The sequence below is a fragment of the Achromobacter sp. NFACC18-2 genome, from assembly GCF_900108985.1.
Taxonomy (GTDB): Bacteria; Pseudomonadota; Gammaproteobacteria; order Burkholderiales; family Burkholderiaceae_B; genus Achromobacter.
Map to the genome: position 1 here is coordinate 266644 of NZ_FNYM01000007.1, position 13381 is coordinate 280024.

Below are 13381 nucleotides of genomic sequence, written 5' to 3' on the forward strand. Positions count from 1 at the left end.
TCAACCCGGCGGCGGCGGATACCCGGCGGACAGGGTCCCCGCCACGCCCAGGCTGCGCAGGGACTGCGCGGCCTGCGCCAGCGCCTGCACAAAGCGCGGCGCCTGGCCGAGGTCGCCGAACACCGGTTCCAGGCCCGTCATCGCGCCCGCCCACGCCAGCATCGCCGCCGGCCCCTCGCCCGCCCGACGCGCCGCCTCGTCCGCCCGCGCGCGCCGATCCGCCAGCGCCTCGGCCATCGGATCCTGGATCTCGTATGCCCGTCCGGCCTGGTCCGATCCGCGCAGGAAATACAGCCACCCCGCCACCGCCAGCGCCAGCCCCGGGATCGGCGCCTGCGCCGCCAGCCGGTCCCGCACGGTGCCCAGCAGGCGCTGCGGCAGCTTCTGCGAGCCGTCCATCGCGATCTGCCGCGTCTGGTGGCGAAGCGCCGAGTTGGCGAACCGCTGCAACAGCCCGTGGCGATACTGCGCCAGATCCAGCCCGGGCAGCGGCGGCAGCGTCGGCTCGATCTCCTGCCGCATCAATTCGCTCAGGAAACGCCGCATGCCGGGCTGGGCCATCGCCTCATCGACGGTAGCCCAGCCCGCCATCACCGACAGGTAGGCCAGCGCGGAGTGCGCGCCGTTGACCATGCGCAGCTTCAGCGTTTCGAAGGGCGCGGCGTCGGCCACGAAGCGCGCCCCGCCCGCGGCCCAGTCCGGCCGGCCCGCCACGAAGTCGTCTTCGACCACCCATTCCAGATAGGGCTCCGCCATCACCGGCCAGGCGTCGCGCACGCCCAGCGTTGCCGCCACGTCGTGCCGGTCCGCGTCGGTCGTGCGGGGCACGATGCGGTCGACCATCGAGCAGGGAAACGCGCACGCCGACGCGATCCAGTCGGCCAGCGCCGCGTCGACCCGCGCCGCGAACGCGAGCACCAGCGCGCGCAGCAGGCGGCCGTTGGCCGGCAGGTTGTCCAGCGACATCACCGTCAGCGGCGCGCGGCCCGCCGCGCGGCGGCGCTGCAGGCCGTATGCCAGGAAGCCGATCACGCTGCGCGGCGACGCCGGATGCGCAAGGTCGTGCGCAATGTCGGGATGGGCCAGGTCCAGCCGTCCGCTGGCCGGATCGTGGCAATAGCCTTTCTCGGTGACCGTGAGGCTGACGATGCGCGTGTCCGGCGCGGCAATCCGTTCCAGCACGGCGCCAGGCTGCTCGGGCGCCACCAGCGTCTCCCGCAGGCAGCCGATCACGGCCAGGTGTTGCCGGGGCGCGCCGCCGCCGTCGGCGTCGCGCAAGGCCAGCGTGTACAGGCCGTCCTGCGGCGCCAGCGCGTCGCGCGTATCGGCGTGGCGCAGGGACACGCCGCAGACGCCCCAGTCCGGACCGGCCCCGGCGCGCAGGGCGGCATCGTTCACCGCCGCCAGATGCGCGCGCGCGAACGCGCCCAGGCCCAGATGCACGATGCCGGTACGGAGCGCCGACCGGTCATACCCCGGACGCGCCACGTGCGCCGGCAGGCCGGGCAGCGCGGCTGCGTCGAGGCGGCTGCCTTGGCCTACCAGTTCCATAGCGTGCCGTCGTGCTGCAGCCGGTTCACCGGCAGATAGGCGCGCCGGTAGGGATATTTGGCGGCCAGCGCCTCGTCGATCTCCACCCCATGCCCCGGCACGTCGCCCGGATACAGCATTCCCTGGTCGAACGTGTACGCGTGCGGGAACACCGCGTCCGTCTCCTCGGTATGGCGCATGTATTCCTGGATGCCGAAGTTCGGCACCCACAGGTCGAAATGCAGCGCCGCGCCCATGCAGACGGGCGACAGGTCGGTGGCGCCATGGCAGCCGGTGCGCACCTGGTAGAGCGAAGCCAGGTCGGCGATGCGCCGCAGGTGCGTGATGCCTCCGGCGTGGACCACGGTGGTGCGGATGTAGTCGATGAGCTGGTTCTGCACCAGATCCTTGCAGTCCCAGATGGTGTTGAAGATCTCGCCCACGGCCAGCGGCGTGGTGGTGTGCTGGCGGATCAGCCGGAACGCCTCCTGGTTCTCGGCAGGCGTCGCGTCTTCCATCCAGAAGAGGCTGTAGGGCTCGAGCGACTTGCCCAGCCTGCCCGCCTCGATAGGCGTCAGGCGGTGATGCACGTCGTGCAGCAGGTGGTGTTCAAAGCCCAGTTTCTCGCGGATGCGCTCGAACAGCTGGGGCGCATGGCGCAGGTATTTTTCGGTGGACCAGTCGTGCTCGCTGGGCAGGTCGGCGTCGGCGGGCTCGTAGAACAGGGCGCCGCGGCCGACGCCATACACCTTTTCCAGCCCGGGCACGCCGCTTTGCGCGCGAATGGCGCGGTAGCCCATGTCGGCGTAGCGCAGCACCTCGTCGACGGTGTGCTCGATGTCCGAGCCGTTGGCGTGGCCATAGACCATCACGCCGCTGCGGCTCTTGCCGCCCAGCAACTGGTACAGCGGCAGGCCGGCGGCCTTGGCCTTCAGGTCCCACAGCGCCGTGTCCACGCCCCCGATGGCGGTCATGGTGACCGGCCCGCGCCGCCAGTAGGCGCCCTTGTACAGGTACTGCCAGATGTCCTCGATCTGATGCGCATCGCGCCCGATCAGGCAGGGAATCACATGTTCGGTCAGGTAGGCGGCCACCGCCAGTTCGCGTCCGTTCAGCGTCGCATCGCCGATGCCGGTCAGGCCCTGGTCGGTTTCGATCTTCAGGGTCACGAAGTTGCGGCCCGGAGAACAGACAATCACGCGTGCATTCGTAATCTTCATCGTGGACTTCCGGCTACAGGGAGGGAATGGCCGCGCGCGGCGGCCGGCGGGTCAGAACGTCACCATCACTTTCATCGCCTGCTGGCGGTCGCCCGCCAGCGCAAAGGCGTCATGCACGCGCGCCACCGGCATCGCCGCCGTGAGCAGCGGCGACACGTCGAGCAGGCCGCGGCCCAGGCAATCCACGGCCATCGCGTATTCGTCCACGAAGCGGAAGCTGCCAATGCAGGACAGGCTCTTGACCATGATCTGGTTGAACGGGCAGCCCTCGCTGCTGCCGCTCAGCGTGCCGACGGTGACGACCACGCCGCGCGGGCGCGCCGCGCGCAGGCAGCTCGCCAGGCCCGCGTAGCTGCCGGAAGCCTCGAAGCACGCGTCCACCGAGCCCTTGCCCGCGGCCAGTTCGTCCAGCGCGCCCGGGTCCGCGGCCGCATTGATGGTGCGCGTCGCGCCCACGCGGGCGCAGGCCGCGAGCGTCTGGTCCACGATGTCCACGGCGATGACGTGGCTGGCGCCCGCCAGGCGCGCGGCCATCACGATCAGCGCGCCGATGGGGCCGGCGCCGACCACCATGGCCGTCCTGCCCAGCAGCGACCCGGCGCTGCGCACCGCGTGCAGGGCGACCGCCAGCGGCTCGGCAAAGGCGGCCAGCTCGAAAGACAGGGAATCCGGCACCGGCAGGCACTGCCGTTCCTGCACGATGACCTCTTCGCGCATCGCGCCCTGCATGTGCGGATAGCGGCTGGCGCTGCCGAAGAAATGCACGGATTCGCAGTGATTGGAGTCGCCCTGGCGGCAGTAGCGGCACACGCCGCAGGTGCGCGCCGGATCCAGCGCCACGCGGTCCCCCGGCTTGACCGCCGTGACCGCCGTGCCCACCTCCAGCACCTGGCCGGACGCTTCGTGGCCCGGCGTGAGCGGCTCGCGGATGACGAAGTCGCCCACCCGGCCGTGCCGGAAATAATGCAGGTCCGACCCGCAGATGCCGACCGCCTTGATGCCGACGCGCACCTGCGACGGCTCCAGCGGCTGCGGGTCCTGTTCGTCCAGGCGCAGGTCCTGCGCCCCGTGGATCATGCAATTGAGCATCAGCGCCACCCCTGCGCGAATTCGCCGATCACCCGTTCCAGGTGATCGCGCATGGCCTGCCGGGCGCCGGGCGCGTCGCGGGCCACCAGCGCGCCGAAGATGCGCTGGTGATCCGCCTGCGATGCCTGGCGCAAGGCCTGTGTATGGAAATGCTGTTCGATCTTTTCCCAGACCGGTCCCTGGGCCTGGTCCCACATCGACGTCACCGTCGCCAGCAGCACGCTGTTGCCGGTGGATTGCGCAATGCCCAGGTGGAACCGGCGGTCGGCCTCGGCGTTGGCGGCCTTGTCCGTCATGCGGTCGCGCATGGCCGTCAGCGCCTCGAAGATGCGGTCCAGGTCCGCGTCGCTGCGCGTGGACGCCGCCAGCCCGGCGATCTCGGATTCGATCAGGCAGCGGGCGCGCAGCAGTTCGAAGGGGCCGGCGCCCGGCTCCTGCAAGACGGGCGGGCGGTTGGCGCCGGGCTCGCAGACATAGATGCCCGAGCCCCCGCGCACTTCCACCACGCCCTGCAGCTCCAGCGCGATGATGGCCTCGCGCACGGACGTGCGGCTGACGTCGAAGCGTTCGGCCAGCGCGCGCTCGGCCGGCAGGCGCTGGCCCGCTGCGAATTCGCCCTGGGCCACGAGCGCATGGATCTGGGCGGCCAGGCGGACATAGCCGCGATCTGGCGCGGACCGGGCGGCCGGGACGTCGGGCTTGGTGAGCGGTTGCAGCGTCATGGTGCCTCAAATTGGTTAGACCAAATCGTATTTGGTCCACCAATTTCCACCATCATGGTTTACCACTATGGGCCCGGCGTGCGCCCTCGACAGCGACGGCATCGACCTTGTATAGATACGGGTCGACCGACAGCCCCAGGAAACCCCATGCCCAGCACGACCGACCTGCCCTTGCCGTCCGCCCTGGCGGACCTGACCGTCGCCGAAGCGGCGGCGCTGATCCGCGAGGGTCGCCTCACCAGCCTTGCGCTCACGCAGGCGTGCCTGGACCGCATCGACGCCCGCCAGGATCTGAACGCCTTCATCACCGTCGACCGCGAGGGCGCGCTGGCGCAGGCGCGCGCCTACGACGCGGCGCCCGGCAAGGGTCCGCTGGGCGGCGTGCCCATCGCGATCAAGGACAACATCCACGTCGCGGGCCTGCCGAACACGGCCGGCACGCCCGCGCTGCGCCACTTCGTTCCCGCCGAGGACGCGCCCGTCGTGCAGCGCCTGCGCGAAGCCGGCGCCGTCATCCTGGGCAAGACCAACATGCATGAACTGGCGTTCGGCGTGTCCGGCTACAACACGGCCTTCCCCGGCCCGCAGGGCGACGGCACGCGCAACGCCTACGATGCCCGCCTGATCGCCGGGGGGTCGTCATCCGGCAGCGGCGCCGCGGTAGGCGCGCGACTGGCGCCCGCCGCGATGGGCACGGACACCGGCGCCTCGGTGCGCCTGCCGGCCTCGGTGAACGGCGCGGCCGGTTTTCGCCCGACCGTGGGCCGCTATGACGGCGCGGGCATCACCCCGATCTCGCATACCCGCGACACGCCGGGCCCCATCGCCAACGGCATGGCGGACATCGTGCTGCTGGACGCGGTGCTCACCGGCCAGACGCAGCCGCTGGCGCCCCTGCCGCCCGCGAACATCCGGTTGGGCCTGGCCCGCTATTTCTGGGCCGATCTGGACCCGGCGGTGCAGGCGGTCGCGCAGGACGCACTGAATCGGCTGCGCGCGGCGGGCGTGACGCTGGTGGAGCTGGACATGCCCGACCTGCCCGCCGCCAACGCGGCCGTGGGCATGCCGCTGTGCCTGTACGAGCAGAAGCCCGACCTGACGGCCTATCTGGCGCGCTACCACGTGGGGGTGAGCTTTGAGGCGGTGGTGGCGCAGATTTCCAGCCCCGACGTGAAGGGCATCTTCGACAACCTGATCGTGCCGGGCGTGCTGCCCACGCCCGACGGGCAGATTCTGGCGCTGCAACCGCTGTACCAGAGCGCCATCGCGACCGGCCGCCGCGAACTGATCGACGTCTACCGCCGCGCCTTCAAGGAACATGCGCTGGACGGCCTGCTGTTTCCGACCGTGCCGGTCCCGCCGCCCGCCGCGACGCCCGAGGCCAGCAGTTTCGAAACCTTCGCCCGACTGGCGCGCAACGTGGACCCCGGCAGCAACGCGGGCCTGCCCGGCCTGAGCGTGCCCGCCGGGCTGTCCGCGCAGGGCCTGCCCGTGGGGCTGGAGATCGACGGCCTGCCGGGCGAGGACCGCAAGGTGCTGGCGATCGGCGTGGCCATCGAATCGATATTGGGGCGCATCGCCGCGCCCCCCGCGCCGGATCGCTGACTAGCCCAGGTTCGGCGCCAGCGTGCGCTTCAGGTCCTCGATGCTGCGTCCGCTGCGGCGGGCGTAGTCTTCGAGCTGGTCTTCGCCGATGATGCCGACGTTGAAGTACTGCGACTGCGGGTGGCTGAAGTAAAAGCCCGACACGCTGGACGCCGGGTACATGGCGTAGCTGTCGGTCAGCATCATGCCGATGTCCTCGCCGTCCAGCACGCGGAACATGTCGGTCTTGACCACGTGTTCCGGGCAGGCCGGGTAGCCGGGCGCCGGACGGATGCCCACGTACTTCTCGGCAATCATGTCCTCGTTGGACAGGGCCTCGTCGGGCGCGTAGCCCCACAGGTCCTGCCGCACGCGCGCGTGCAGGCATTCCGCGAAGGCTTCGGCCAGCCGGTCGGCCAGCGACTTGAGCATGATGCTGGAATAGTCGTCCAGCGCCTTCTCGAATTCCGCTTCCTTCTTCTCGATGCCCAGGCCGGCCGTGACCGCGAACATGCCGATGTAATCGAGCTTGCCGCTGGACTTGGGCGCGATGAAGTCCGACAGCGACTTGTTGCTGACGCCTTCGCGCTTGGCGCCCTGCTGGCGCAGGTTGCGGTACGTGAACAGCACTTCGCTGCGGGTTTCGTCCTTGTAGACCTCGATGTCTTCGTCGTTGACGCTGTTGGCCGGATAGAAGCCGACGACGCCGTTGGCGGTGAGCCAGCGGCCTTCGACGATGCGTTTCATCATGGCCTGGCCGTCGGCAAAGACCTTGCGCGCCTGCTCGCCCACCACCTTGTCGTCCAGGATGGCCGGGAACGGGCCGAACAGGCTCCAGGTCTGGAAGAACGGGCCCCAGTCCACGTACTTCGCGATCTCGGCCAGGTCGTAGCTCTTGAAGGTGCGGCGGCCGATGAACTTGGGGCGCGGCGGCGTGTAGTTGTCCCAATCGATCGCCGGACGCGAGGCGCGCGCCTCGGCCAGCGGCAGGATGGGCGTGGCCTTGCGGTTGGCGTGGCGGCGGCGCACGTCTTCGTATTCCGTGGCCAGTTCGGCCAGGTAGGCTTCCGACTGGTCCGACATCAGGTTGGTGGCCACGCCCACCGAACGGCTGGCGTCCGGCACGTAGATGACCGGGCCTTCATAGTTGGGCGCGATCTTCACGGCGGTGTGCACGCGGCTGGTGGTCGCGCCGCCGATCATCAGGGGGACCTTGCGGCTGCGGAAATACTCGTCGCGCTGCATCTCGGACGCCACGTACGCCATCTCTTCCAGGCTGGGCGTGATCAGGCCGGACAGGCCGACGATGTCGGCGTTCTCTTCCTTGGCCTTTTCCAGGATCTGCGCGCAGGGCACCATCACGCCCATGTTCACGACTTCAAAGTTGTTGCACTGCAGGACCACCGACACGATGTTCTTGCCAATGTCGTGCACGTCGCCCTTGACGGTGGCGATGACGATCTTGCCCTTGGCGCGCACGTCGCCGCCAGCGGCCGCGATCTGGCGCTTTTCTTCTTCGATGAAGGGGATCAGGTGCGCCACCGCCTGCTTCATCACGCGCGCGGATTTCACCACCTGCGGCAGGAACATCTTGCCCTCGCCGAAGAGGTCACCCACGACGTTCATGCCGTCCATCAGCGGGCCTTCGATCACCTCGATCGGCCGTCCGCCGCGCGCCGCGATCTTCTGGCGGACTTCTTCGGTGTCTTCCACGATGAAGGCGGTGATGCCGTGCACCAGCGCGTGGGACAGGCGCTGCTCGACGTCGGCATTGCGCCACGCCAGGTCTTCTTCCTTCTTCGCGCCCGAGCCCTTCACGGTGTCGGCAAACTGCACCAGGCGTTCGGTGGGCGTGCGCTCGTCGTCGGGATCGGTCTTGCCGACCGGCTCGGCGCGGTCCAGCACCACGTCTTCCACCAGGTCGCGCAGCTTGGGATCCAGGTCGGCGTACACGCCCAGCTGGCCGGCGTTGACGATGCCCATCGTCATGCCTTCCTTGACCGCGTAGTACAGGAACACAGTGTGGATGGCCTCGCGCATCGGCTCGTTGCCGCGGAACGAGAAGCTGACGTTGGACACGCCGCCCGAAATGCGGGCGTAGGGCAGGTTTTCGCGAATCCAGCGCGTGCCTTCGATGAAGTCCACGGCGTAGTGGTTGTGCTCGTCGATGCCGGTGGCGACCGCAAAGACGTTCGGGTCGAAGATGATGTCTTCGGGCGGGAAGCCCTCTTCCTCGACCAGGATCTGGTAGGCGCGGCCGCAGATTTCCTTGCGGCGCTCCAGCGTGTCGGCCTGGCCTTGTTCGTCGAACGCCATCACCACCACGGCGGCGCCGTAGCGGCGGCACAGGCGCGCATGATGGCGGAAGGGCTCCAGCCCTTCCTTCATGGAAATGGAGTTCACCACGGCCTTGCCCTGCACGCACTTCAGGCCGGTCTCGATGACTTCCCACTTGGAGCTGTCGATCATGACCGGCACGCGCGCGATGTCGGGCTCGGAGGCGATCAGGTTCAGGAAGCGATGCATGCAGGCCACCGAATCCAGCATGGCCTCGTCCATGTTGATGTCGATGATCTGCGCGCCGTTCTCGACCTGCTGGCGGGCCACGGCCAGCGCCTCGTCGTATTTCTCTTCGCGGATCAGGCGGGCGAACATCTTGCTGCCCGTCACGTTGGTGCGTTCGCCCACGTTGACGTACAGCGTGTCCTCGTCGATGTTCAGGGCTTCCAGGCCCGACAGCCGGGTCTTGACCGGGATCTCGGGCACGACGCGCGGCGTCAGCGCCGTGACCTTCTCGGCAATCGCACGGATGTGGTCCGGCGTGGTGCCGCAGCAGCCGCCCGACATGTTCACCAGCCCGGCGCGCGCGAATTCCTCGAGCAGGGCCGAGGTATCGGCCGGCGTCTCGTCAAACCCCGTCTCGGCCATCGGATTGGGCAGGCCGGCGTTGGGATACACACAGACGTAGGTGTCGCAGATCTTGGACAGCTCGGCCACGTAAGGGCGCATCAGCGCGGCGCCCAGCGCGCAATTCAGGCCGATGGTGACCGGGCGCGCATGGCGCACCGAGTTCCAGAACGCCTCGACCGTCTGGCCGGATAGGATGCGGCCGGACGCGTCGGTCACGGTGCCCGAGATCATCACCGGCAGGCGGATGCCGCGCTGCTCGAAGACTTCCTCGGTGGCGAAGATGGCGGCCTTGGCGTTCAGCGTGTCGAAGATGGTTTCGATCAGGACGATGTCGATGCCGCCGTCCAGCAGGCCGTTGAGCTGTTCGATGTAAGCGACGCGCAGCTCGTCGAAGGTGACGTTGCGCGCGCCCGGGTCGTTCACGTCGGGCGAAATCGACGCCGTCTTGGGTTGCGGGCCCAGCGCGCCGGCCACGAAACGCGGCTTGTCGGGCGTGCTGTAGGCGTCACGGGCCTGGCGCGCCAGCTTGGCCGACTCCAGGTTCAGTTCGTAGGCCAGTTCCGGCAGGTCGTAATCGCCCTGGGCGATGGTGGTGGCGCCGAAGGTGTTGGTCTCGATGACGTCGGCGCCGGCTTCCAGGTACTGGCGGTGGATTTCCGAGATGACGTCAGGGCGCACCAGCGACAGCAGCTCGTTGTTGCCCTTCACGTCCTTGCCGTGGTCGGCGAAGCGCTCGCCGCGGAAGTCCGCTTCGCCCAGCTTGTAGCGCTGGATCATGGTGCCCATGGCGCCGTCCAGGATCAGGATGCGCTTGCCCAGCAGGCGGGCAAAGTCGCCGCCGCGGGTATAGGCTTCGGGAGGGTACGGCAGGCGGGGATACGACACGATCAGGTCCAAAGGGGGTTGGCCACGGCAGCGCAGATGTGGCTAAAACGCGAAAAACGCCGGAAAAACAAGCCCTGATCGTAACAAAATGGGCCTTCGCGCGCCTCACGGTGATACAGTTTCGGCCCCGAACCGGTGCTTTCGGCGCACCAGGCCGGGCAAGGACGCAACACTTGCCCGCCGCGCGCGAAAGGTAAACGGGAAACAGGAAGACGCCCCCCGGGGCCGCCGCGCCGCCCAGAAGGCGCCCGGCAGCTCCCCAAGTCCAGCCTGTGCTGCCCCCGCAACGGTCCCCATGCGCGCAGATGCGCCCATGGCAGCCCGATACCGGCCTGTTCGCTCGTCAGGATGCCTCTCCCACGCCACGCGGCCTCACGGCCCGCCCGGCGCCTGGGCATCCTCCCCATCGTGAATGGCCTGCGGGGTCGCGGGTCGCTTCGAGGTCAAGTAGATGAAAGTCCGCTCCATCCGGCGCTATGCCGGCGCCCTGCTCTGTACCGCTCCGGCCATCGCCGCCGCCCAGCAAACCGCTCCCACCCCGCAAGAGCTCGACAGCATCACCGTCACCGCCCAGCGCGTGCCCACCGACGGCCGCACGCTGCCGGTGTCGATTTCGGTCATCACCGCCCGGGACATCGCGGCCAGCAGCGCCCGCACCATGCAGGACCTGCTGTCCACGCAGGCCGGCATCAACCTGATCAACACCACCAGTTCCAGCGACAACGCCATCGTGGACCTGCGCGGCTTCGGCATCACCGGCGCGAGCAACACGCTGATCCTCATCGACGGCGTCAAGCAGAACACCAACGACCTGTCGGCGCCCAGCCTGGGCGTGGTGCCCCTGGACCAGGTCGAACGCATCGAAATCGTGCGCGGCAGCGGCTCCGTGCAGTACGGCGGCGGCACCACCGGCGGCGTGATCAACATCATCACCAAGTCCGATTTCACGAAGGAGCCGGTGGCCGCCCGCGCCACCGCCACCTTCGGCAGCTACGGCCTGCGCCAGTACGACGCCGCCGTCTCCATGAACAATGAAAAGGTAGGCGTGGACGCCTACATGCAGTCGCTGCACAGCGACGGCTACCGCGACAACAGCGGCGAGCGCCGCGAAGGCGGCGGCGGCGGCATCACGTTCCGCCACGACGACGGCTCGATCCGCCTGTACGGCCGCACCACCACGCAGAAGCTGGAACTGCCCGGCCCGCGCACGATCAACCCCTTCACGGGCGTCAACGAATACCAGGACGATCCGCGCGGCTCGAAGAACGACGTCGACTACGTCAAGACCACGACCACCACCTTCGGCCTGCAGCTCGAACAGGCCATCGGCGCCGGCGTGCTGTACTCGGACCTGTCGACCCGCGAAAAGAAGCTCAGCGGCCTGACCTACGACGGTTTCGGCGACACGCTGCGCGACCAGAAGCTGGAAGAGAACATCGCCAGCGTGCGCTACCGCCTGCCGATCAACGGCGGCCACAGCATCGTCTTCGGCGCCGACGCGCAGGAAGCCAAGACCACGGCCGACCAGAACGCGTACTACGACTTCGAGCCGTCGCAATGGCAGTCGCGCCAGCACCAGTACGGCCTGTTTGCCGAAGGCCAGATCCGCGCCACGGACAGCACCTACGTGACAATGGGCGTGCGCCGCCAGTATGCGTCCGACGACCTGGACGTGATCTCGGGGTCCGGCACGCCGTCCAATCGCAGCAACCACCTGACCGCCTGGCAATTGGGCGTGCGCCAGGACCTGTCCGGCGGCTTCGGCGTCTACGGCAAGGTCGGCCGCAGCTTCCGCCTGCCCAACGCCGACGAACTGCTGTCGGTCCAGTCGCCGCTGGCGCCCCAGACCTCCATCGACAAGGAACTGGGCGTCACCTGGCAGTCGGCCACCAGCAGCGCGCGCCTGTCGTACTTCCACTATGACCTGACCAACGAGATCCAGTACAACCCGCTGGCCGACGGCCTGTGGGGACCGGGCACCGGCGCCAACACCAACCTGGATCCGACGCGCCGCCAGGGCATCGAGCTCGAAGGCCACACCGCCATCTCCAGCAGCCTTACCCTGGACGCCAACCTGACCTGGATGGAAGCGCAGTTCCGTTCCGGCACCTACGCCGGCGTGGACCTCGCGGGCAAGACCGTGCCGCTGGCGCCCAAGTGGCTGGCCAACGCCGGCGTGACCTGGCGCCCCACTGACGCCTTCCTGTGGAACGTGTCGGCGCAATACGTGGGCAAGTCGCGCATGGACAACGACCAGGCCAACCAGTTCGACAAGCAATTGGACGCGTACGTGCTGTTCAACACCAAGCTGGCGTACAAGTTCACCCGCAACATCGAAGCCGCGGTGGGCGTGAACAACATCTTCGACCGCCAGTACGCCACGTACGGCATCCGCGGCGGCAACGCCTCGTTCGAAATGCTGGGTCCGGTCGCCAACTACAGCCTGTACCCCGCCCCCGGCCGCAACTTCTACGCGTCGCTCACGCTACGCTATTGATTGCTGCCCGGCGCTTGCGCCAACCCGACGGAGCCGCCGCATGACCTCCTACCGCGTCCTGACGACCGCCGGATTGGCGCTGATGCTGGCGCTCGGCCCGGCGCTCGCGCGCGGCGCGCCGGCCATCCAGGTCCAGGATGACCGCGGCCGCAACGTCGCGCTGGAGGCGCCCGCGCGCCGCGCCGTCACGCTCGCCCCCCACGCCACCGAACTGGCCTACGCCGCCGGCGCGGGCGACTTCCTCGTGGGCACCGTGCGCGGCAGCGACTATCCGCCCGCCGCCCGCGTGCTGCCCGTGCTTGGCGACGGCACGCAGCCCGACGCCGAACGCGTGGCGGCCGCCCGCCCCGACCTGCTGATCGCCTGGCAGCCGGGCGCCGCCGAACCGCTGGCGCGCGTGATGGACAAGCTGGGCGTGCCGGTCTTCTACAGCGATCCCTTGACGCTGGCTGCCATACCCGGCGCGGTGGAGCGCATGGGCGTACTGTTCGGCACCGAAACCGTGGCCAACGCGGCCGCGCGCGACCTGCGCGCCCGGCTGGACGCCCTGAAGACGCGCTATGCCGGCCGCCGGCCGGTGCGCGTCTTCGTGCAGGCGGGCCTGAATCCCATCTACACCCTGAACGACGCCAGCATCGTCAGCGACGCGCTGCGCCTGTGCGGCGGCGTCAACGTCTTTGGCCAGGCGTCCATCGTGGCGCCGCAGGTCAACCTGGAAGGCGTGCTTGCGGCGCGACCAGAGGTCGTGCTGGCCGGCGTTGCCGGGCCTGAAGACACGCGGGCGAACCTGGCCGCATGGCAGGCGATGGGCCTGCCGGCGGCGCGCCAGGGCCACGTCTACGGCATCGACGCCGACGCGCTGTACCGGCCCGGGCCGCGGCTGATCGACGCGGCCGAGTCCCTCTGCGCCGACCTGGACCGCGTGCGCTGACGCGCGCGATCCG

8 protein-coding genes are annotated in these 13381 nt (G+C 69.1%); 3 read left to right on the forward strand and 5 right to left on the reverse strand.

What is annotated here, in order from left to right:
• Genes BMW75_RS13460 through BMW75_RS13475 form a run of 4 tightly spaced genes read right to left on the reverse strand, consistent with a single transcriptional unit; the run spans position 1 to position 4561 of the window.
• On the reverse strand, positions 1-1551 hold the full coding sequence (locus BMW75_RS13460) for a mannitol dehydrogenase family protein (RefSeq protein ID WP_092579929.1): 1551 nt from the start codon (positions 1549-1551) through the stop codon (positions 1-3).
• Positions 1539-2750, reverse strand: coding sequence for a D-mannonate dehydratase ManD (manD, locus tag BMW75_RS13465; protein WP_092579931.1), 1212 nt, complete (start codon positions 2748-2750; stop codon positions 1539-1541). The genes BMW75_RS13460 and manD overlap by 13 nt, the downstream gene beginning before the upstream one ends.
• 51 nt (positions 2751-2801) lie before the next feature.
• On the reverse strand, positions 2802-3839 hold the full coding sequence (locus BMW75_RS13470; RefSeq protein WP_092580032.1) for an L-idonate 5-dehydrogenase: 1038 nt from the start codon (positions 3837-3839) through the stop codon (positions 2802-2804).
• Positions 3839-4561: a FadR/GntR family transcriptional regulator gene (locus tag BMW75_RS13475; protein ID WP_092579933.1), complete on the reverse strand. Its 723-nt coding sequence runs from the start codon at positions 4559-4561 to the stop codon at positions 3839-3841. Before BMW75_RS13475 ends, BMW75_RS13470 begins: the two co-directional genes overlap by 1 nt.
• A gap of 147 nt (positions 4562-4708) precedes the next feature.
• Here BMW75_RS13475 and iaaH point away from each other — a divergent pair, with 147 nt between their 5' ends.
• Complete coding sequence (gene iaaH, locus BMW75_RS13480; RefSeq protein WP_092579935.1) at positions 4709-6166, forward strand: indoleacetamide hydrolase; 1458 nt, start codon at positions 4709-4711, stop codon at positions 6164-6166.
• On the opposite strand, the gene metH is transcribed toward iaaH, so the two are convergent.
• The gene (gene metH, locus BMW75_RS13485) at positions 6167-9940 is read right to left on the reverse strand and encodes a methionine synthase (RefSeq protein ID WP_092580034.1); all 3774 of its coding nucleotides are present in this window, start codon (positions 9938-9940) and stop codon (positions 6167-6169) included. It abuts the gene before it with no gap.
• 451 nt (positions 9941-10391) lie between these two features.
• Between metH and BMW75_RS13490 the strand changes: the two genes are divergently transcribed.
• Positions 10392-12437, forward strand: a complete 2046-nt coding sequence (locus BMW75_RS13490; protein ID WP_092579937.1) for a TonB-dependent receptor — start codon at positions 10392-10394, stop codon at positions 12435-12437.
• Between the two features lie 40 nt (positions 12438-12477).
• Positions 12478-13368 (forward strand): cobalamin-binding protein, encoded by an 891-nt coding sequence (locus BMW75_RS13495; RefSeq protein ID WP_092579939.1) that lies wholly within the window; start codon positions 12478-12480, stop codon positions 13366-13368.
• Positions 13369-13381 lie beyond the last annotated feature (13 nt).

Bases quoted from the DNA above. Each gene is read 5' to 3' on its own strand.
- BMW75_RS13475 (WP_092579933.1), bottom strand. From the start codon at position 4,561: ATGACGCTGCAACCGCTCACCAAGCCCGACGTCCCGGCCGCCCGGTCC.
- iaaH (WP_092579935.1), top strand. From the start codon at position 4,709: ATGCCCAGCACGACCGACCTGCCCTTGCCGTCCGCCCTGGCGGACCTG.
- BMW75_RS13460 (WP_092579929.1), bottom strand. From the start codon at position 1,551: ATGGAACTGGTAGGCCAAGGCAGCCGCCTCGACGCAGCCGCGCTGCCC.
- BMW75_RS13490 (WP_092579937.1), top strand. From the start codon at position 10,392: ATGAAAGTCCGCTCCATCCGGCGCTATGCCGGCGCCCTGCTCTGTACC.
- manD (WP_092579931.1), bottom strand. From the start codon at position 2,750: ATGAAGATTACGAATGCACGCGTGATTGTCTGTTCTCCGGGCCGCAAC.
- BMW75_RS13495 (WP_092579939.1), top strand. From the start codon at position 12,478: ATGACCTCCTACCGCGTCCTGACGACCGCCGGATTGGCGCTGATGCTG.
- BMW75_RS13470 (WP_092580032.1), bottom strand. From the start codon at position 3,839: ATGCTCAATTGCATGATCCACGGGGCGCAGGACCTGCGCCTGGACGAA.